Source organism: Micromonospora sp. L31, assembly GCF_052068075.1.
Classification (GTDB): Bacteria; Actinomycetota; Actinomycetes; order Mycobacteriales; family Micromonosporaceae; genus Micromonospora; species Micromonospora purpureochromogenes.
Map to the genome: position 1 here is coordinate 210,869 of NZ_JBQHDC010000008.1, position 20,513 is coordinate 231,381.

The window sequence follows — 20,513 nt, forward strand, 5'->3', positions numbered from 1 at the left end:
CCATCCCTCCTGCCCGACGGCGGCGATCCGGACCGACGGGCGCCGGCGGCGTACCGCTGGTCAGGAGCGGTGGCGGGTGACCGCCGTCGCCTGCAGCGTCGCACGGCGCACCACGGCTATCCGGTCGCCTCGGGCGCGGATCGACGTGCGCCCGCCGCGCCGGCGGCGCACCGTGAGGTCGACGGTGGCCCGTCCCACCTGCACGCCCTCCAGCGTCAGGTCCGGCAGCCACTCCGGCAGGTGCGGGTCCACGAAGATCGTCCGCAGTGGTGCGGCCGGGCGCAGCGCCAGCAGCGCCTGGACCAGCGCGACCACCGAGCTGGCGGACCACGCCTGGGGCGAGCAGGAGTCGGGATAGACGCCGGGATGCGGATGGGCGTCGTCGCGGGGCAGGCCGCTGAGCACCTCGGGCAGGCGGTGGTCCTCGAAGAGCGCCGCCGCGGCGAACATCCCCTCGGCCAGCCGGTGCAGCTGTGCCCAGCAGCCGTACCGGGCCAGGCCGAGACCGATGGTGCCCGCCTCCACCGGCCACACGCTGCCCCGGTGGTAGCTGAACGGGTTGTACGCCGGATGCGCGGCCGACAGGGTCCGCACCCCCCAGCCGCTGAACATGTCGGGCGCCAGCAGCCGGCGGGCGACGAGGCCGGCGACCCGGGTCGGCACGATGCCGGTGGTCAGCAGGTGGCCGTCGTTGGAGTTGACCGACCGCACCTGCCGCCCGTCCGGCCCGAGCGCCATCGCGTAGCAGCCCTGCTCGGGCATCCAGTAGGCCCGGTGGAAGCGGCGACGCAACCCGCGGGCCCGGGCCACCAGCTTCGCGCCGAGGGCGGGCCGGCCCGTCGCGGCGAACACCACGGCGGCGTGCCGCAGCGCGGCGTACCAGTACGCCTGGAGTTCGCTGCTCGCGATCGGGTTCGGCACCACCTGCCCGTGCTCGTCGACGACGGCGGTGTACGAGTCTTTCCACCCCTGGTTCTTCAGGCCGGACCGGGCGCGGCAGTGGTACTCCAGGAAGCCGTCCCGGTCCAGGTCGCCGTACCGGTCGAGCCAGCCCAGGGCGCGGTGCGCCGTCGGCAGCAGTTCCCGCACCGTGTCCAGGTCCCCGGTCCAGGCCAGGTACTGCCCGAGGAAGACCAGGAAGTCCGGCGCCGTGGACCAGTCGCCGTGGTAGTGGGTGAACGGGTCGAGCCCGAGCACCGACACCGGGCCCAGGCGGGCCTCGTGCAGCGGTTTGCCCGGCTCCTCGTCGCGCCGGTCGTCGACGCGCTGCCCGACGTGGCGGGCGTTGAGCCGCAGGCTGTCCGCCAGCATCGTCGGCCCGGCCAGCAACGCCTGCCACGACGCGGTCATCGTGTCCCGGCCGAAGATCTCCTGGTAGATCGGCAACCCGGCCATCGGCGCCGTCGGCCCGGCCGGCTCGCCGAGCGGCAGCACGGTCAGGTCGTCGACCGCGCAGCGCCAGGCCGCCGTGACGTCGAAGTTGCTGCTGCTCAGCCGGGTGAACTCGCGGGCGAGGCGGGCGCCGGCGGCCGTGGCGGCGTCGGTGGGGCCGGTGAACGTCGGCGGCGGCGCGGCCAGGCGCTCGCCGTCGAAGACGGGCTCGACGAGGAGATCCACCCGGCTGCTGCCACCCGGCGGCACCGTGACGTCGACGGCGAGCGCGCCGTCGACGTACCGGACGGGGGCGTCGGCGCGTATCCGGATCGCCACCGCCCGGTCCAGGTCGTCGCGCAGGTAGGTCAGGAGCAGTTCCCGCTCCGCCGGGTCCCACGCGCGGTCGACGTCGCCGAACTGCCGGCGGCGTCCCGTCTCGGCCTCGCTGGTGTCCGCGAAGTCGGCGGCGAGGTGGATCCGCACCGCCAGGGTGAGTGGCCGGGCGGCGTAGCTGACCACGCTCAGCCGGGTGCGCAGCCCGTCGCCGACGAAGCGTTCCGTCAGCAGGTAGACCGCCTGCGAGGGCAGCGCCTCGCCGTCGCCGAGTTCGGCGTACGACAGTTGCGCGTGACCCCGTACGTTCGCGGTGCTGAACGCGACCGGTTCCCGGCCGTCCACCGTGAGCCGCTCGGCGCTGAGCACCAGGGTGTTGCGCGCGAAGAAGCCCTGCGGCTCGGCGCCGGTGATCCGGCCGCGCACGTCGGTGACCAGGGTGCTCCACCCGCTCGCCACGTACAGCAGGTCGGGGCGGACGCGCAGGTTCCGGACCCGGCTCATCGGCGGTGCGGCGGCGGGTGGCGCCGGCCGGGTCGGACGCGGTGACCAGGTGACGCCTGCGCAAGCGGCATCGCTCCCGCCCCCCTGATCCGCGATTCGAGCCCGGCCGCGGCGCAGCCGGTCGGCCGGGCCCGCCTACCCGCTCCCGCCGCCGGTACACCCCGCCGCCTCCCGGCGCCCTCCTTCAGAGAAGGAGTGGCCATTCCAGCTTCCAAGGCCACTCATTCTCCGAAAGGGCACCCGCATGCGCGGGCGGGCGTCGGCGCGGGCCGGGGGGTGCGGGCCGGAGGCACCGGCGGCCCCCGGACGCACGAGGGTGCGGGCGTGCACCGACAAGGTTTCGCCCGGACGGCGGCGGGTAGCCGTCGCCGGACAGATCCACCACCGACGGGAGACGGCCGTGGGGTACAGGGCGCGGCAAGGAAAGCAGCCGGTCGATCCGAAGCACGCCGAGAACGAGGCCGGCCAGGCCCGCCTCGTCCAGGTGGAGGCGGACACCGAGGTCCCGGCCCCGGACGACACCGACGTACGCCCGGACCTGGTCACCGAGGACGACGGGTCGGGCGTGGCCGGTGGGTCCTCCGGTGGTAGCGGCGGTGGCTCCGGCATGCGCGGGCACCCGGACGCCGCCCGCTGACCCGTCCACCGGTTGACAGCGGTACGCGACCAGCCGGGCGTTCACACCACTGCAATCGACGGCAGCGAACAGCAGTACCCGGCGGTCCACGTCGCCTGGCTAGGGGACCGGGATGAACCCATGGTTAACGGGTCGGATGCGATGCTTCACACCCTTTGGGGTTCTTCGCTCGTTTAGCCCGGCTTACCCGGCGGTAGCTATTGGCACATGAAGAACCTGATGAATGCGCCGCGGTTGGCCGCGGGCGCGCTGACCCTGTCGTTGACCGTCGTCTCAGTCCCCGGCGCCCCCGCTTGGGGCAGTGCGGTAACCCCGCCGCCGGGGAGGTTCGAAGTGGACAGCACCTCCGACGCTCCTGATCGGACGCCCGGGGACGGGCGGTGCCGCACCGCCGACGGCGTCTGCACGCTGCGGGCTGCGGTGATGGAGGCCAACGCACAGTCGGACTCGACCATCGTGGTCCCCGCCGGGCGGTACACCCTGCGCATCCCGCCGCTGGCCGGCCGCGCCTTCACCGACTACACCCTCGCCGACACCGCGCACGGCAACCTGAAGATCTTCAAGCCCACCACCATCGTGGGCGCCGGCCGGGACCGTACGGTGATCGACGGCGGTCGGCTCGACCGGGTCTTCACCGTCCTGCGACCGGCCACCATCTCGGACCTCACCATTACCGGCGGCGTGTCGGCCCCGGTCGCCTCGGTCTACAACTACTACGGCGGGGGCGCCGCGCTGAACGCATCCGACCTCACGATGGAGCGGGTCCGGCTCACCGGCAACAGCGCCCGCTTCGGCGGCGCGGTCCAGAGCATCCCGTTCACCTCCTTCACCCTGCGCGACAGCCTGGTGGACGACAACGAGGCGGGTGAGGCCGGCGGGCTGCGGTTCGACTCGGTCGGCCTGGTCGAGCGGTCGACGATCACCCGCAACAGGGTCAGCAATCCGCACGACCCCACCCGCCCGGGGGAACTGGCCGGGCTGGGCGGTGGCATTGACGTCCGCGGCGTACGTACCGTCACCGTGGTCGACTCCGAGGTGACCGAGAACTACGCCGAGGACGGCGGGGGCGGTATCAACATCTCCCTGGCCTACCTGCCGGGGAGCACCGAGGACCGGTCCGGACCCGGCGCGGTGGAGCTGAAGGGTTCCGTGATCAGCGGAAACACCAGCCGGGGTGGTCCCGGCAACTGCCGGGCCGTCCGGGCGCGCATCGTCGACCTCGGCGGCACGACCGACTCCGACGGCAGCTGCGCGACCACCCGGTAGCCCACCGGGCGGCGTCGGTTGACCGGGTCTGCTGGCGCCGCCCACTGGCACCCGGTTTCGTACCGAGTGCCGGGTTTACTGACCGTGACGGCTACAGGATCGACTCAAGAGTCGACGTGATCTAGGTACGTCCTGCCGAATCAGGTACCGTCGCCTGTCACATCGTCTTTGCACCAACACTGGCTGCCTGTCACACGGGCGCCGAACCGGAGGGACACAGCGTGACTTTCCACAGCGCAGTCCGTAAGGCTGGCCTGATCGTGGCGATCGCCACCCTCGCGGTGAGCGCGGGATGCGCCAAGAAGGATGACAGTGAGGTCCAGGCCAGCGGGGTCAAGCTCGTTGAGAAGGGCAAGCTGACCGTCTGCACCCACCTGCCGTACGCGCCGTTCCAGTCCAAGGATCCCAGCGGCAAGGTGATCGGGTTCGACGTCGACGTGATGGACCTGGTCGCCAAGGAACTGGGCGTGGAACAGAAGATCGTCGATACACCGTTCGAGGGGATCAAGTCCGGCCAGGACCTGAACACCGGCAAGTGCGACGCGGCTGCCGCCGGCATGACGATCACCGAGGAACGGCAGAAGGTGATGAACTTCTCCGACCCGTACTTCGACGCGACGCAGGCGATGTTGGTCAAGACCGGCAAGCCGCTCAAGTCGCTGGACGACCTCAAGGGGAAGAAGCTGGGCGTCCAGGCGGCGACCACGGGCCGTGACTACGCCCGGAAGTTCGAGAAGGAGAAGGGCCTGCAACTCGTCGAGTTCGAGGATCTCGCCGCCCTGCAGCAGGCCCTCGCCAACGGCCAGGTGGAGGCCGCCATCAACGACCTGCCGGTCTGGACCGAGTACATCAAGGAGCACCCCGGCGGCTTCGAGGTGGCGGCCGAGTTCGACACCGGCGAGCAGTACGGGTTCTCGGTGAAGAAGGACAGCAACCCGGAACTGCTCAAGAAGATCAACGAGGTGCTGGCCAAGGCCAAGCAGGACGGCAGGTACGACGCCGTCTACGAGAAGTGGATCGGCAAGCGGCCGAACGCCTGATCGAACCCCACGACCGGAGGGTGCGCGCCTGTCGCGCGCCCTCCGCGTATTCAACCTGTGCGTAGCAAGGAGCATCGAACAGTGAAGCTGCGACGCCGCCAGCGAGAGCGGCTGTTCCTCTGGCTCCAGTACCTGGCCTTCATCGCCGTCATCGCCGCGGTGATCTTCGCCGCGGACTGGGACAGGCTCAGCGAGGCGTTCTTCCGCGTCGACATCATCGAGTCGATGTTCCCGACGATCATCACCGTCGCGCTGCGCAATACGATCCTCTACACGCTGGGTGCGTTCGCCTTCGGCCTCGTGTTCGGCACCATCCTCGCGCTGATGCGGCTGTCCCGGGTGGCGCCGTACCGCTGGGTCGCAACCGCGTACATCGAGCTGTTCCGGGGTCTGCCCGCGCTGCTGGTGCTCTTCCTCGTCGGGTACGGCATTCCGATCGCCTTCCCGGAGCGGGAGATTCCGGGCGGCGTGTTCGGTTCGATCGCGATCGGTCTCGGGTTGACCGCCGCGGCGTACATGGCCGAGACCATCCGGGCGGGCATCCAGGCCGTGCCGAAGGGGCAGATGGAGGCGGCGCGCACCCTCGGCATGTCGCACTTCACCGCGATGCGCACCATTGTCATCCCGCAGGCGTTCCGGGTCGTGATCCCGCCGCTGACGAACGAACTCATCCTGCTCACGAAGGACTCGTCGCTCGCGTACGTGCTCGGCGTGACCGCGCAGACCATCGAGGTCACCAAGTTCGGTCGGGACACGCTGAACGACCGGGTGAACGCCACCCCGCTGCTGGTGGCCGGGTTCGCCTACCTGGTCATCACGCTGCCCCTCTCCCAGGTGGTACGACGTCTCGAACTCCGCTACGCCAAGGCTCGGTGACCAACATGACGACCACCCAACCCCGCCCCGCCGTCGAGATCCGCGACCTGCACAAGTCCTTCGGTCCGCTCGAAGTGCTCAAGGGCATCGACTTCGAGGTCGGCCACGGCGAGGTGGTCTGTGTCATCGGGCCGTCCGGATCCGGCAAGTCGACGCTGCTGCGGTGCGTCAACCTGCTGGAGGAGCCGACCGCCGGCAAGATCTGGGTGAACGGGGTCGAGATGACCGACCCGGATGTCGAGATCGACTCCGTACGTCGCGGCATCGGGATGGTCTTCCAGTCGTTCAACCTCTTCCCGCACCTGACCGTGCTGAACAACCTCACCATCGCCCAGCGCCGGGTGCTCCGGCGCGGCCGCGCCGAGGCAGAGCGGATCGCGCGCAACAACCTGGAGCGGGTCGGGCTGACCGACAAGGCCGACGCGTTCCCGGCGCAACTCTCCGGCGGGCAGCAGCAGCGGGTGGCGATCGCCCGGTCGCTGTCGATGGAGCCCAAGCTGATGCTCTTCGACGAGCCGACCTCCGCGCTCGATCCGGAACTGGTCGGTGACGTGCTCACCGTCATGCGCAACCTGGCCGAGGACGGCATGACGATGATGGTGGTCACCCACGAGATGGCGTTCGCCAGGGACGTGGCCGATCGGGTCGTGTTCATGGATGGCGGCGTGGTGGTCGAGCAGGGGCGGCCGCAGGAGGTGCTCGGTGCGCCACGGCACGAACGGACCCGCTCGTTCCTCTCTCGGGTCCTCGATCCGACCCAGGTCGCGCAGCTTGGTCAGCCCGACCAGTCGCCCGAGCCGCCGGAACCGCCTCGCCTGCCGGCCGACGACCGCCACAATCTGTGACAGCCTGGGTACGCCGCCGCATTGACCCGCCCCGCGTCAGCTTCTCCTGAACGCCGCTTCGCTGCGTCGATCCCGCTGGTGGCGGATGCGATGTCCCTACCGCGGTGAGCGCGGCTGTGCGGACTGCCGCCGTCGCCGGCGTGGCCGATGCGGTGTGGCCGTGTCCTGTCCTGACGGATGCGGACGTTCAATGCGGGTGGGGTTGCCCCGTACGAGCTCGTCGTGGATGCGCCATCGGGCGGTGGTGGCGGCGCGCCGCGCTGTCTCGTCGCCGTGCTCGATGCGCTGGCGCAGCAACTGGACGGCAATGCGGCGGTTGAGGCTGAACTGCCGCTCGGTGTCGACCACGACGACAATGCCGGAGGGACGGTGGGTCGCCCGTACCGCCGTGCTGGCCTTGTTGCGGTGCTGACCGCCGGGGCCGCCGGTACGGCAGGCGACGATGTCGACATCTGCTTCCGTAAAGGTCGTGACCGGGCTGTCGACCCGGCACGGTCGGACGGTGACGTACCAGTTCTTCCGGCCGGCGTCCGCGCGGTAGGGGCTGGGGGCCTGCCAGCACAGGGTTCCGCTCCACGAGGCGGCGAACGCCTCGGCGCCGGCGCCGGAGATCTCGACCAGTGCCGACCGGTAGGTGCCGGGCCGGTCCCCGGGTACGGTCTGGACCCGATGGGTCACCAGGTTCTGCCGGGTGGCGTCGGCCGCCAGCCGGCCCAGCAGCTGGGCCAGCGCCCAGGCGCACTCCTGCGGGCCACGCCCGGCGGACATGAGCAGGTGGACGCTCATGGCCGGCCCCGCTCACGGCGGTGGTTCCGGCGGTCCGATCGGGGCGTGGACCCGATGTCGGGCGTCTTGTAGGTGACCAGGGGGACGGTGGTGGCCACGGGGGTGGCCAGGTCGTGGTCGACGAGGTCGCTGATCACCTGCTCGATGCGTTTGTAGGCAGTGGGCGCCTCCTCGAAGAGCAGTTGACGGTCCCCGCACACCACCAGCGACCCCACCGGGGTACGGCGCAGTTCCTCGACGGTGTGCTTGGCCCGGCCCCGGCGCAGGGCGTCCGCCCGGGACATCTTGCGGCCCGCGCCGTGGGCGACGGAGTGGTTGGCATCCGGGCCGGCGTGGGCGGCCACGAGGTAGGAGGGAGTGCCGCGCGTACCGGCGATGAGCACGTCGCGGCCGTCACCCGGCGCCGCGCCCTTGCGGTGCAGGTAGACCCCGTCGCGGACCTCGACCAGGTTGTGGCACTGATCGACGATCGGCTCGGTGGGTTCCGCCCCCAGGGCGTGGGCGACCCGGGCGGCCATCAGCCGCCGGTTGAGCGAACCCCAGCGTACGGCGTCGTCATGCATCGCCAGGTAGGCGGCGGCATCAGGGGTGCGGCCCGCGCCGTGGACCTCGGTGTGCGCCCGCAGGATCCGCTCGCCCAGCCCTCGGGAACCGCTGTGGACGATGAGAACGAAGTCGCCTGCGGCGAGCCCGAGACGGCTCGCGTGGCCCGGCTCGACGACGCTGTCGATCCGCGCCAGCTCGACGAAGTGGTTACCCCGGCCGACCGTTCCGAGGCCCTCGACGTGACCGGCGGGAACGTCGCCCGCCATGACGGCCCAGGCCGGGTCGTCGGCATCCCGCTCGGGGTCCAACGGGCGGTCGAGGTCGGGGAATCGGGCGGCGAGCTTCTCGGGTACGGCGCGCTTGAGCTTGATGGGAAACACGGCAATGCCGCAACCGATGTCGGAGCCCACCAGGAACGGATACAACACGGTCGACGCCATGGCGGCGCCGATGGGGGCGCCCTTGCCCGGGTGCAGGTCCGGCATGCCGGCGACGTGGATCATGCCGTCGAGGGCGGCCACCTGCTGGCACTGCGCGAGGGCATTCGACTCGATCCAGCTTGTGGGGGAGGCGAACACGGTGACGGTGGCCGGGGTGGACGGCGGCCGGGAGTGTTGCTGAGACAAGGACGCTCGCTTCTCGCGAAAGGGTACGGACGGGCGGCATGACGGCGCCGGTCGGCGCCGCGGTGGCCTGAGCAGGGGTGCTGTCCGTCAGAACGTCATGGACACCACCATCCCGGAGCCCACCGTGCGCGGCAAGCGACTTTCGACCGCGCGGGGCAGCGGGGCAGCGGCCCGGAGACCCTCCGGCACCTCCTCGCCTGACCTGATCAGCGCGCGCATCCAGCCTGCGCAGGCGTCACTCAGCCGCCGCGGGCGAACAGGGCCAGGCGTACCCGGTTGGGGCTGTTGGTCTTGGTCATCAGGCTGGTGATGTGGGTCTTCACCGTGGTGACGCCGATGTGCAGCCGGTCGGCGATCTCGGTGTTGGACAGCCCCTCGGCGACCAGGTTCAGCACGTCCTGCTCGCGCGCCGTCAGCCCCGGGGCCGGCTGCGGCGTCTCGGGGCGGGCGTGCACCGCGCGCTGGACCAGGCGTTGCAGCACCTCCTGGCTGAACGGGCTGTCGCCCACGGCGGCCCGGCGGACGCCGTCGAGCAGGTCGGCGGGGGGTGCGTCCTTGAGCAGGAACCCGCAGGCACCGGCGGTCAGGGCCGGATAGAGGTGGTCGTCGTCGCCGAAGGTGGTCAGCACCAGCACGCGGGTCGCGGGCCGGTCGGCGAGGATCCGGCTGGTCGCGGTGATCCCGTCGACGCCGGGCATGCGCAGGTCCATCACGACGACGTCGGGCACCAGCCGCGCGGCGAGGCTGATCGCGTCGCGACCGTTGTCGGCCTCGCCGACGACCTCGATGTCGGGCTGGGCGTCGCAGAGCATGCGCAGGCCCGCGCGGATGAGGTGCTGGTCGTCGACCAGCAGGACGCGGATCATGCGAGCTCCGTCTCGTGGGGTGCGGCCGAGCCGGCGCGGGGGACCGGCGGGCAGGGGGGAGCGGTCGACGCGGCGGCCGGGAGCACGGTGCGTACCCGCCAACCCGCGCCGGTCGGGCCGGCCTCCAGCCGGCCGCCGAGGACCTCGACGCGTTCGCGCATGCCGGTGATGCCGTGGCCACCGCCGGGCGGTACCGCCGCCGGCACCCGGCCGTGCCCGTCGTCGCGGACCTCCCAGTGCACGGCCCCGTCGACCACGGACACGGCCAGGCGCGCCCGCGCCGACGTGCCGACGTGTTTGGCCACGTTGGTCAGTGCCTCCTGGGTCAGCCGCAACACCGCCAGGCCCCGGACGGCGTCGAGCGCACCGACCGCCGGATCGATGTCGGCCTCCACGGTGACACCGGCCTGGCGGGCCCGGTCGACCGCCGCGCCGAGTGCCGCCGGAAGCGCCGCCGGCTCGATCGCGGTCAGCGCCGCGTCACCGCGTACCCCGTCGGGGTCGCGCAGGACCGCGACCAGCCGGCGCAGGTCCGCCAGGGCGGCGGTCCCCGTGCCGTGCACGTCGTCGAAGACCTCGCCCACCCGCGGATCCAGCTCCGTCAGCACGTGCCGGGCCACGCCCACCCGCAGCACCATCGACGCCACGTGGTGCGCGACCACGTCGTGCAGCTCGCGGGCGATGGCGCTGCGTTCGTCCGCGCGGGCGGCGCGGCTCTCCGACTCGCGCCGGCGCTGCTCGGCCGCGGCCCGCTCCTCGGCCTGCCGGCCGAGCTCCCGGGTGGTGCGGATGACCAGGCCGAGCAGCAGCGGCACGCCGACCTCCACGGTCAGCCCGAAGACGCCGGAGAGGAACCGCCGGAACGGGTCGCCGATCGAGTCGGTCAGGTCCACCGCGGCCAGCAGCCCGGCGGCCAGCCAGATGAGCCGCGGCCGGTCCGCCCGCATGGCCAGCTCCAACAGGGCCCAGCTGGCACCGACCTGGTTGATCGTGGTGTCGTCGACGACCTGGATGGCGACCGCCAGCAGCGCGGCCTGCGCCACCAGGTTGACCAGCGCCCGGCGGTGGCACACCAGCCCGACGGCGAACGCGACCAGCGCGAGGATCCACTGGGTGGTCGTCGGTGAGCGTCCGGCGTGGGCGCCGAAGACCAGGTAGCCGACGCCGCTGAGGTCGAGCAGCAGCATCCGCGCGAACGTGTCGCGCGCGTCGAAGAGCCGTCCCACCCACCCCACCGGATCAGCCTAGGCGCTGCGACTCGCGGGCCGGAACGACCGCCGGCCGGGCCCACCTCGCCCGGAGACCGAGGTAGGCGGCCAGCCCGAGCGGCCCGAGCAGGATCGTCAGCACCAGCACCGGAGCCATCACCAGCGCCGGCACCCCCCGTTCCCGACCGTCCAGCCAGGCCCACCGGCCGACGAACAGGTCGAACCCGACCATGTGCGCCCAGGCCGCCGCCGCGCCGTCGGTGCTGCCGAGCAGGTCGCGCACCCCCGGCAGGGTCGGCGCCGTCACGGCCGGCAGCACGTCGGCGAGCGCCGGGAGCACCAGCAGCGCGTAGCTCACCAGGACCGGCAGCACGATCAGCGGAGAAGAGATGATCCGGGCGGTCCCGGACCAGCGCGGCAGCAGCAGCATCAGCGCCCAGAACGGCGCGGCCAGCGCGAAGGTCAGGGTGAACAGCGTCCCGGTCATGCGGCCAGCGCCAGTTCGGAGCGGCGTCGGCGGACGAGGACCAGCGCGGCGGCGGTCGCGGCCGCGGCCGCCAAGGCCGCGGCGGCGGCCAGCGTGAGGGCGTCCGGCCGCAGCAGCGGCTGTCCGCGCAGCGCCTGCCAGGTCAACAGCATCGTGAGTACGCCGTAGGCGGCGCCCGCGACGACCACCAGCCGCACCTGGCTGCGCTCGTCCAGCCACGCCCCGAGGAACCGGCTCAGCAGGATCGCCAGGATCGGTAGCGCCTGCAGGGCGTGCAGCCCCACGAAGTGCCCGATCCGCAGGTCCCCGCCGGTGGTGCTCCAGCCGACCAGCGGGAGCCCGGGCCCGCCGTCCGGTACGCCCACGCTGTGCGCCCCGGCGATCCCCTCGGCCGCCAGGTCCTGGCCGGGCACCACCATCGGTATCGCCGCCAGCATGCCGAGCAGGGACAGGCCGAGCCCCCACCCGACCGCGTACCTGGCGACCCGGTTCGCCATCGGCTGCCGCAGGACCACGATGCCGATGACGAGGTGCGCGACGAAGAGCACCATGATCGACGCGCCCATCACCTGCCACAGTGCGGCGTTCAGCGGAGTCGTCTCGTTGTAGTGGCTGGTCGTGCCGCGCAGCACCTGCCCGACGATCACCGCCATCTCGGCCAGCGACATCGCGACGATGACCGTGCCCGCCCGCTCCGCGGTCCGGCTGCGTCGCGGCAGCAGGGAGAGCATCCAGGCGAGGGTGGTGCCGTACAGCACGAACGACACGGCGAACTTGAACGGCTTGAGCCAGATCGGGACGCCGGTGAGGACGCGGGGATCGGCGAGGATGCCGATCGCGGCGACGACGGCGAGCACCGCCATCCCCGCGACGAAGACCATCATGGGGCGGTGCCAGTGTGCCGCCCGGCGCAACGAGGTAGTCATACCTGTAGATGCTCGTGAACCGGTCGTCGGGGCGCGCCCGACCTCGGGCCCCGGTTGCGGCCGGCGGTCGGAGCCCGGTCTCCTCCCGCGGGAGGAGGCGGCGCATGGGCGCTACCCGGCGGTCGGCGCCACGCAGTAGACGTCCCCGGAGTTGACCTCGTGCGGCAGCGACCTGAGCCGCTCCGCCAGTTCCGTCGCCGACATCCACTCCCCGAAGGCCAGGGCCATGTGGTCGCCGAACGCGATGTTGAACGCATCGAAGCCGAGCGCGGTGAGGCGGGCGACGCAGCGCCGCGCCACGGTCCGCTCGATCGTGGTGAACTCGAAGGACAACGCGGGTAGCGGGCGGCTCAGCCCCGCCAGCACCGCCTCCTCGAAGCCCTCCACATCGATCTTGACGAAGGTCGGCGTGCCGTGGCGGCGGATCAGGGAGTCGAGCGTCGTGGCGGCCACCTCGACCGTGGCGTCCCACACCTCGTCCTCCCAGCCGCCGGCGCCGTGCGCCGCCTGCAGGAAGTGCGAGGACGCCGTGGTAACCGTGGGATTGCGGGAGTTGACGTGCAGGCGGACGCTGCCCTCGTCCGCTCCGCAGGCCGCCTCGACGACGACGACGTCGTCCTCCCCGGCATAGATGCGCCGGATGGCGCGCACGCACAGCTGTTGCGGCTCCACAGCCACGACGCGTGCCCCGAGGCGACGGAAGCTGCCGGTCCGGTCGCCCACGTGGGCCCCGATGTCGAAGACCACGTCGCCGGGCCGGACGAAGCGGGCGTAGAACTCGTCCATCGCCGCCTCGCGTTCCGGATCGCCGTAGTAGGACTCCAGCGACCGACGCAGCGACGACATGGCCGGATCAGCCTTGAGTGCCTCCACCGCGCGGGTACGAGCCCTCACCGGAAGACCGTAGCCCGGACCGGGCCCGGAAAGGCCGGCAATCGACAACAGTCAGGTGATCCCCGGCCGGGCGGGGGAGGCTCCGCCGGCCGCGGGGACGGGGCAGGATGGGTGGGTGGACATCGAGCCGGTCGACTGCGCCCCGGAGCAGCGGTTCCGGCGGGCGATCCTGGGGCAGCGCTGGGAGCACCTCACCTTCCTGCACTGGGCGGTCGCGCCGGAGGTGGTCGCGCCCCTGCTGCCCGCCGGCACCCGGCCGGACACGCTCGACGGGCTCAGCTACGTCGGCCTGATCGGTTTCCGGATGGTGGGGCTGGGCCTCGGCACCGGGCCGGGGGTGCCGTACTTCGGCAGCTTCTGGGAGACGAACGTCCGGCTCTACTCGGTCGACCACACCGGCCGGCGGGCCGTGGTGTTCCGTTCGCTCGACGCGTCCCGGCTGGTGCCGGTGCTGGTCGCCCGGGCGACCCTGCGACTGCCGTACCTGTGGTCGGCGATGCGGCTGGACCGCGACGGTGACCACTTCACCTACCGGTGCCGGCGGCGTTGGCCCGGACCGGTCGGAGCGACGAGCCGGATGGTGGTACGGGTGGGGGAGCCGATCGCCGACCCGACCCCGCTGGAGCACTTCGTCACCGCCCGCTGGGGGCTGCACACCCGCGCGTACGGGCGCACGCTGCACCTGCCGAACTGGCATCCCCGCTGGCCGCTGCACCGGGCCGAGCTGCTGCGCCTGGACGACGAACTGGTCGCCGCCGCCGGGTTGCCGCCGCCGGCGGGACCGCCGGCCAGCGTGCTGTATTCGCCCGGCGTTCCGGTCCGGTTCGGCCCGCCGGTCACCCTGCCCGAGACCCGGTGACCGCGACGCCCGTCGCTCGGGGAGGTGGGACGGGACGCCGCGCCGCCGTCATCTGGTGGCGGTGGCCGACAGGATGGGCAGGCGGGCCAGGACGTTGGCGGTCGCGACCCGCACCGGATCGGGGTTGGCCCAGCTCCAGTTCGGGTGGGCCCGGTTGGTGAGGAGCACGAAGACGGTCCGGCGGGCGGGGCTCACCAGCAGCGACGTGCCGGTGAAGCCGGTGTGCCCGAAGGTGGTGGGGGCGCTGAGCCGACCCATGAACCACGGCTGGTGCAGCACCACGCCGAGCCCGTGGTCGGCGGTCCGGTTCGGGCGTTCCGGGTCGACGGCGGGCAGCCCGGCGTTGGCGTTGGTCAGCATCCGGCGGACGGTGCTCTCGGCCAGGATCCGCTGGCCGCCGTACGTGCCGCCGTCGAGCAGCAACTGGCCGATGACGGCGACCTCCTCGGCGGTGCTGAAGATGCCGGCGTGCCCGGCGATGCCGCCCAGGTGGTTGGCCACGTCGTCGTGCACCACGCCCCGGAGCAGCCCCCGCGAGGAGCGCGCGTCGGTGGCCACCAGCCGGATGGCCCGGTCGGTGGCGCTGAGCCAGGTGTTCGGGTTGAAGCCGGTCCAGCGCAGGCCGAGCGGGTCGGTCAACTCGGTCTTCAGCGCCTGGTCGAGCCGTTGGCCGGTGACCTTCTCCACCAGCCTGCCCACGACCATCAGCCCCACGCTCGAATAGCGGAACACCCGGCCCGGGATCGCCCCGCTGACCAGCGGGGTGGCCAGGACGGCCTGCCACTTCTCGGCCAGCGTGGCGTAGCCGGTCACCGTGGCACCCACGGGGAGCCCGCTGGTGTGCGCGAGCAGCATCGCCACCGTGACGGCCGACTTGCCGGCACCGGTGAACTCCGGCAGGTAGCTCACCACCGGCGCGTCGAGGTCGAGTCGGCCCTTGTCGACCTGCCGCAGGGCGAGGATGGACGTGTAGACCTTGGTGATCGAGGCGAGGTCGAAGATGGAGTCGGTGCGCATCCGGACCCGCTCGCCGGCGGGCAGGAGGACCGGCCCGGCACCGAAGCGCAGGGCCTCGCCGACGGCCGTCTCGGCGTACGGCTGCCCACCGTTGAGCGCGAGCGCGACCGCCCCGGCGTACATCGGGTGGGCGGGGTTCAGGCTGGTCGGCTTCAGGTGGCCGGTGAGGACGGTGGTCAGCCGCCGGCTGACCGGGGAGGTGCGGACGACCGGCCCGGTGACCGCGGCGGCGCCCTGGCCCGGGGCCGACGCGCCCGGCGTCCGCCACGAGCCGGCGTGGCCCGTGGGCGGTGCCGCCCGGCAGCCGGTGAGCGCCGCGGTGGCGGCGGAGAGCCCGAGTCCGAGCAGCGAGCGACGGTCGACCGGCATGGCTGGATCATGCCAGGCCGGCGGGTGCGGAGACACCGTCGTCCGCAACCGCCTGACGGTAGTGGAGCAGCTACGGACGCAGGACCGGCCGGTTAGCCGACCCGGCATCGACCGAGCGCGAGACGCCTAGACCCAGACCGACCCCCTTCGGGAGCAGTTTGTCCAGGACGATGTCGCCGATGTGCGGGATGAGGTGCACGCGGACGTGGGATTCGTAGCCGCGGCGGGTGTTGTCGTCGACGGTGAGCCGCTGCAGCCAGGAGGAACCGGGCGGTCGACGGCATCGGCACGTTCGTCTTCCAGGATGGGCTGATCCGCTTGCAGACCGTGCGCTACACCCTCCTACCGAAAGACTGACCTCTACTTTGGATCCCTGTCCTGAGAACCCGGGGCACCTCAGCCAGGCTGAGCAGGGCTTGGCAGACGTCAGCTCTGCGTTCGTAACGGGCCGATTGAAGCAGTCCGCCCAGCCGGGTCAGCGGCGGTTTGAGGATGGGTAGCTGCTACCGTGGGCGGCCGAGGGCGTCTATCCGCCCCCATCGTCCAGGAATGTCGAGAAGTTCGAGCCGGCCGATCAGCTTCGGCAACGCGGGCCGGATAATCAGATGATCAGCGTGCGGTTCAAGGCCGAGAATGACGCGCAGCAGCAGCAGCGGGGCGCCTGATGACAACGCCCGAGGACTGCAGGCGGCCGGATACTCGACCGGGTACTCCGTCAGCGCTCGGTCATAACCGGCGAACGCCTCCGGTAGCCGCCCGTCGAAGAACTCGGCCGCCTCGATCATCGCCCCAGCGATCCGCCCCGCCTCTTCCGAAAGGCCGCAACGGCGCAATCCCCAGGCGATGAACGAGTTGTCGAAGGGCCACACCGTACCCACGTGACGGCCGACCGGATTGTACCGCCCCGCATCCGCGGCCAGGGTCCGCACGCCCCAACCAGAGAACAACTTCGGGCCGAGCAAATGCTCGGCGACCTTACCGACCCGGGACTCATCGACGATTCCGCTCCAGAGCAGATGGCCCATGTTCGACGTGAGTGCGTCGACCGGTCTGCCCTCGGCGTCGAGGGCGAGGGCATAGTACTGCCGATCCTCAATCCAGAAGTCCCGGTTGAACCGCTCCTTGAGGTCGGCGGCCTCTCGCTCCAGCCGGTCGGCATACGCTGGGTCACCCCAGAACCGTCGGGCCAGCCGGGCACCGCGGAGCTTGGCGTCGTACGCGTAACCCTGCAACTCGCAGGTCGCTCGCGGGAATCCCGGCAGCTGGCCATCGTTGTAGGAGATCGAATCCCAGGAGTCCTTCCAGCCCTGATTTTCCAGGCCGCTCTGCTCGTTGCGGCGCTGATACCAGACGTAACCATTGCCCATGATGTCGGCGTACGTGTCGAGCCAGGCGAGCGCGGCACGTGCCTCGTATTCGAGCTCGTGCACCACGGCGTCGTCACCGGTCCAGCGCTCGTACTCGTCGAGCAATATCACGTAGAGCGGGGTGGAGTCGGCGCTGCCGAAGTATGCCGTGTGCGGCTGCTCCTCGAACACGGCCGACTCTCCGTAGCGGAACTCGTGCAGGATTTTCCCCGGCTCCTCCTCGCGGAAATCGTCCAGCCGGCTGCCCTGTGGAACTGCCAACGCGAACAGCGTCGCCTCGGCGAGCTCCGGCAGGAACGGCAGCGCCTGCAGGCTGGTGAGGATGCTGTCCCGACCGAGGACCGTCATGAACCACGGCAGGCCGGCCGCCATCAGGGTCCGGATCCGCCCGCCGGAGACCAGCGGTGTATAGCGCAGCGAGGCGAGATCGATGATGCTCCTTCGGTACGTCCTCAACAGTGGCTCGAAGTCGCACACCAGAGTCGGTGCCTGGTCCAGCCAGTGCTGCAGATCCTCCTGCAGCTTCCGCTTTGCCCGGCTGATGGGTTGGCCACGCAAGCTCAGGCGAACCTCCTGCCCATCCGGGCCTAGCGTCGCCACACGCAGTTGGGTGACCCACTTCCCATGCGGTTCGAGTCGGATGGCAAAGGTCAGCCCATTCTCATCGATCTCTGCCGACGCACTGGACGAGATCACCGTCTCTCGGCGGAACGTCTCCCGGTCGTAGCTCAGCCGCAGGCACCCGTCGTCGATACGCGCGAAATACCTGCCTTTCTTTTGTCGCATGTCCTTGATCTCGAACAGATCGGCGAAATCGCTGCCAACCTCCAAGCGGACAGTGAGATCGACGAACTTGTTTTCGTGATTGAGAACCGTCAGCTCCTCGTCAAAACCTGCGCCAACCGAACGCTGACGGATCACTGTCACCTTCGCGTCGATGTAGTGGGTCGGGGCGCCCGGAACGAGATAGAACCGCGTCTCGAAATACTGAAGATCATTGACAGCGAGTGCCGTCAGTCGCTCGCCATTGATACTTAGATGCCATCTCGACAAGAACCTGGTGTCGAACGAGAACAACCCGGTGGGCAGCGACGGCGACGCATCAATGTCGCCATTGCCGTCGCTGATCACGAAAGTATTGCCATCCAGGATACTGACCAAGTCGCTCATCGTGCCAGGCTCCCGCGCCCGCCGGCCAGATTTCGTGGGTCACGTGCCCCAACAGGCCCTGGAAAGAGCCGTTCGAAGGCGCGGAACAGGTCCGTCCTTCCCGCGATGTAAATCCGGTATCCCAACCACGCCACGATCGCATTCCCCTCGCCCGTGACAAAGCGGCAGAACAATGTCTTGTCAGCGCGGATGAGACAGTCGGCGTCACGCTTCTCCCGCGATATGTCCATGTCGCCATCTTTGATGTCGACGAACCAATATTCAATCCGCCCGTCCGCAACCAGATCGCAGCGGATAGTGCCCGTGATCTTCCTAACCGCCGTGTCATGCCGCAGGGTGAGCGCGGTGAAGAACTCCGCAATCGGGTCTGCCATCCGCCATCCCCTCCGCCCGCCTCGATCCGATAACCGTTAGTCAAAATCACCTCACCAACGGTAGCGTGGATCACTCGCAGCGGGTGAGAATCGGGCAGGACCAGTGCCGATGATTGTCGGCACGCAGGATGCGATAGAGGGTGGAGATCGAGGCCAGGCAGGCGGCTTCACCGAGCAGCGTCGCAAATGCCTCGGTCACGGTGGTGTCGACGAGCCGGTCGCGGTCGAGCACCGCCAGGACGTGGGCGCGTTCGGTGTCGTTCGCCGCCCCCGCCGCCCCCGTCAGCCGCGCCTACTACGAGCCGTAGCGACCCTGCTCAGCGGCTGACAGTCAGTGACGGTGGCATGGTACGACGTATCTGTCTTGTCGTAGTGGGTAGCGAAGCTGCGGCAGTGCTTGAGGCGGTTGAAGCAGTGCTCGACGACGTTGCGGTACTTGTAGAGCTGCTTGTCGAACGTCGGCGGCCGCCTCCTCGGCTGCCACGCCCTACATCATCCGACACCAAGATCCTTTGACGACACCGCCTAGGCCGGTGGCTCGTCGGCGGTCTGTTCGTGCCAGCGGGCGCGCCAGGCGGCCTCGTGCTTCTCGTAGCTCGTCCGCTCGTCGAGGGCGGCCTGCCGCAGGGCTCGCCGGGCGTCCGCCATCACCACCACCTCGACGGCCACCAACGCCACGCAGAGCGCGGTAAGCAGGGCGAAGGCGGCCAACCCCGGCAGGTGCGTCGCGACCGGGATGGCTGCGGTGAGCGCGAGCACGGTGCCGACCCGGCTCCAGGACAGGGTGTGCAGGGTGCGCAGCTGGAACAGCATGTCCGCGCACAGGTAGCAGATCACCCCGCCGAACAGCAGCGGTACGCCGGGACCGTGCGCCGGCTCGGCGAGGCTGATCGACGGGTCGGCGATCTGCCGCACGATCTCCTCGGCCCCCAGGGCGAACAGGATCACCCCAGCGATCATCACCAGGTGCAGATAGGCGTACGCGTCGCGGGCCATCGACACCCGGGCCTGCCCCTGCGCGACGTGCTGCGCGATCCGGGCGGCCGGTGCGACCACGTCGTAGTGCGTCCACCACAGGGCGGCGGTGAAGACGATGCCCAGCACGGCCGCGGTGATCGCCGGCCAGGTGACCGGCTGGCCGAGGAGGTTGCCGCCGACGCCGACGGAGATGATCGACTCGCCCAGCGCGATGATCAGGATGAGGTCGTAGCGCTCGGTCCAGTGTTCGGCGGAGGTGACCATCCAGCCCCACGCCCCGGCGACCAGTCCGGCGCTGTACTGCAACAGGACGACGCTGACCCACAGCCCGTCCCGGACCAGCCCGGCCACGCCCGCGTCCTCGATCCGCGGCGGGATCAGCGCGGCGCTCAGCAGAAGCAGGGTGCTGGCCACCAGCTCCGGGGAGTACTTCAACAGCAGTCGCCGCTCGCCCGGCCGCTCCTTGGCGACGTGCCAGTACAGCAGCAGGTGCACCCCGCGGAACACCACGTAACTGATCGCCACCACCATCGGCCCGGCGGCCGTCTGTTTCGGGTGGTCGAACGCCTGCGGCAGCGACAACGCGAGGCAGAACACCGCCGCCATCCCGGCGACCATCAGCACCGGAACGAAGCCTTCGCCCAACCGGACCCGGGTGGCCACCACGCTGTGCACCACCCAGCACCACCACAGCACGGCCAGCACGAGCATGGCGTGCAGTAGTTGCCGGCCGGTGATGTTGGCGGCGGTGGCCCGGGTAATGATGAAGAAGGAGAAGACGAAGACCAGGTCGAAGAAGACCTCGAACCGGTCCACCCGGGCGCCCGGCGCGATCCCGACGGCCGGCCCCAGCCGCCCGCGCCACCGGTTTCCCACCAACCCACTGTGCCAGCCGAGGACCGGCCGGGGCCGAATTACAGTCGGATTACAGTCGGCCCTTTCGCCCGATCGCTACTCGCACCTGTCCTCGGAGCCCCGGCCGTACGGTTCGCAGCAGTCGACGCGGTGTCGGTACACCCGCAGGTCACGCCCGTGCCGGTGGGCCCGCTCCGAGGTGATCTCGTACAGGCAGGCCTGCCAGAGGACGGTCTCCCCGCCGCCGGGGACGACCTGGCCGTCACCCGGCCCGCCGCGCAGCAGCACCTCCATTCGATCGACGCTACGT

General features: G+C 70.8%; 20 protein-coding genes. 6 read left to right on the forward strand and 14 right to left on the reverse strand.

Features of this window, described 5'->3' with window-relative positions:
- Window positions 1-60 precede the first annotated feature (60 nt).
- Window positions 61-2,211, reverse strand: a complete 2,151-nt coding sequence (locus ACTMS9_RS22320) for an amylo-alpha-1,6-glucosidase (RefSeq protein WP_441165908.1) — start codon at window positions 2,209-2,211, stop codon at window positions 61-63.
- A 400-nt stretch (window positions 2,212-2,611) separates the two neighbouring features.
- On the opposite strand from ACTMS9_RS22320, the gene ACTMS9_RS22325 reads away from it, so the two are divergent.
- From ACTMS9_RS22325 to ACTMS9_RS22345, 5 genes are all read left to right on the forward strand, one after another.
- On the forward strand, window positions 2,612-2,848 hold the full coding sequence (locus ACTMS9_RS22325; RefSeq protein WP_441165909.1) for a preprotein translocase YidC: 237 nt from the start codon (window positions 2,612-2,614) through the stop codon (window positions 2,846-2,848).
- Between the two features lie 333 nt (window positions 2,849-3,181).
- The gene (locus ACTMS9_RS22330; protein WP_441165910.1) at window positions 3,182-4,114 is read left to right on the forward strand and encodes a hypothetical protein; all 933 of its coding nucleotides are present in this window, start codon (window positions 3,182-3,184) and stop codon (window positions 4,112-4,114) included.
- A gap of 221 nt (window positions 4,115-4,335) precedes the next feature.
- Window positions 4,336-5,154, forward strand: a complete 819-nt coding sequence (locus tag ACTMS9_RS22335) for a basic amino acid ABC transporter substrate-binding protein (protein WP_441148427.1) — start codon at window positions 4,336-4,338, stop codon at window positions 5,152-5,154.
- A gap of 81 nt (window positions 5,155-5,235) precedes the next feature.
- Complete coding sequence (locus ACTMS9_RS22340) at window positions 5,236-6,030, forward strand: amino acid ABC transporter permease (protein WP_210775896.1); 795 nt, start codon at window positions 5,236-5,238, stop codon at window positions 6,028-6,030.
- A gap of 5 nt (window positions 6,031-6,035) precedes the next feature.
- A complete protein-coding gene (locus ACTMS9_RS22345; protein WP_441165911.1) occupies window positions 6,036-6,875 on the forward strand; it encodes an amino acid ABC transporter ATP-binding protein in 840 nt (279 codons plus the stop codon).
- 96 nt (window positions 6,876-6,971) lie between these two features.
- On the opposite strand, the gene prfH is transcribed toward ACTMS9_RS22345, so the two are convergent.
- The 7 genes from prfH to ACTMS9_RS22380 form a co-directional block, all read right to left on the reverse strand.
- A complete protein-coding gene (prfH, locus tag ACTMS9_RS22350; RefSeq protein ID WP_441165912.1) occupies window positions 6,972-7,661 on the reverse strand; it encodes a peptide chain release factor H in 690 nt (229 codons plus the stop codon).
- Entirely contained in the window at window positions 7,658-8,833 is a 1,176-nt protein-coding gene (locus ACTMS9_RS22355) for an RNA ligase RtcB family protein (RefSeq protein ID WP_441165913.1), read from the reverse strand. The genes prfH and ACTMS9_RS22355 overlap by 4 nt, the downstream gene beginning before the upstream one ends.
- A gap of 239 nt (window positions 8,834-9,072) precedes the next feature.
- A complete protein-coding gene (locus ACTMS9_RS22360) occupies window positions 9,073-9,699 on the reverse strand; it encodes a response regulator transcription factor (protein ID WP_210775892.1) in 627 nt (208 codons plus the stop codon).
- Window positions 9,696-10,934 (reverse strand): sensor histidine kinase, encoded by a 1,239-nt coding sequence (locus tag ACTMS9_RS22365; RefSeq protein WP_441165914.1) that lies wholly within the window; start codon window positions 10,932-10,934, stop codon window positions 9,696-9,698. Before ACTMS9_RS22365 ends, ACTMS9_RS22360 begins: the two co-directional genes overlap by 4 nt.
- 4 nt (window positions 10,935-10,938) lie before the next feature.
- Entirely contained in the window at window positions 10,939-11,394 is a 456-nt protein-coding gene (locus tag ACTMS9_RS22370; RefSeq protein ID WP_441148424.1) for an ABA4-like family protein, read from the reverse strand.
- On the reverse strand, window positions 11,391-12,320 hold the full coding sequence (locus tag ACTMS9_RS22375; protein ID WP_441165915.1) for a hypothetical protein: 930 nt from the start codon (window positions 12,318-12,320) through the stop codon (window positions 11,391-11,393). Before ACTMS9_RS22375 ends, ACTMS9_RS22370 begins: the two co-directional genes overlap by 4 nt.
- A 111-nt stretch (window positions 12,321-12,431) precedes the next feature.
- Window positions 12,432-13,166, reverse strand: coding sequence for an FkbM family methyltransferase (locus ACTMS9_RS22380; protein ID WP_441165957.1), 735 nt, complete (start codon window positions 13,164-13,166; stop codon window positions 12,432-12,434).
- A 163-nt stretch (window positions 13,167-13,329) separates the two neighbouring features.
- On the opposite strand from ACTMS9_RS22380, the gene ACTMS9_RS22385 reads away from it, so the two are divergent.
- Window positions 13,330-14,073: a YqjF family protein gene (locus ACTMS9_RS22385; protein WP_441148422.1), complete on the forward strand. Its 744-nt coding sequence runs from the start codon at window positions 13,330-13,332 to the stop codon at window positions 14,071-14,073.
- Window positions 14,074-14,121: 48 nt separating this feature from the next.
- Here ACTMS9_RS22385 and ACTMS9_RS22390 read toward each other — a convergent pair whose 3' ends face one another.
- The 6 genes from ACTMS9_RS22390 to ACTMS9_RS22415 form a co-directional block, all read right to left on the reverse strand.
- A complete protein-coding gene (locus ACTMS9_RS22390; RefSeq protein ID WP_441165916.1) occupies window positions 14,122-15,459 on the reverse strand; it encodes a serine hydrolase domain-containing protein in 1,338 nt (445 codons plus the stop codon).
- A gap of 503 nt (window positions 15,460-15,962) precedes the next feature.
- Window positions 15,963-17,996, reverse strand: a complete 2,034-nt coding sequence (locus tag ACTMS9_RS22395; RefSeq protein WP_441165917.1) for an amylo-alpha-1,6-glucosidase — start codon at window positions 17,994-17,996, stop codon at window positions 15,963-15,965.
- Complete coding sequence (locus ACTMS9_RS22400; protein WP_441165918.1) at window positions 17,993-18,370, reverse strand: SCP2 sterol-binding domain-containing protein; 378 nt, start codon at window positions 18,368-18,370, stop codon at window positions 17,993-17,995. The genes ACTMS9_RS22395 and ACTMS9_RS22400 overlap by 4 nt, the downstream gene beginning before the upstream one ends.
- Window positions 18,371-18,440: 70 nt before the next feature.
- The gene (locus ACTMS9_RS22405) at window positions 18,441-18,602 is read right to left on the reverse strand and encodes a hypothetical protein (protein WP_441148418.1); all 162 of its coding nucleotides are present in this window, start codon (window positions 18,600-18,602) and stop codon (window positions 18,441-18,443) included.
- A gap of 293 nt (window positions 18,603-18,895) precedes the next feature.
- Window positions 18,896-20,227 carry a low temperature requirement protein A gene (locus tag ACTMS9_RS22410; RefSeq protein ID WP_441165919.1) on the reverse strand — a complete coding sequence of 444 codons (1,332 nt, stop codon included), beginning with the start codon at window positions 20,225-20,227 and terminating at the stop codon, window positions 18,896-18,898.
- Between the two features lie 72 nt (window positions 20,228-20,299).
- Window positions 20,300-20,497, reverse strand: a complete 198-nt coding sequence (locus ACTMS9_RS22415) for a hypothetical protein (RefSeq protein WP_280839323.1) — start codon at window positions 20,495-20,497, stop codon at window positions 20,300-20,302.
- Window positions 20,498-20,513: the final 16 nt, after the last annotated feature.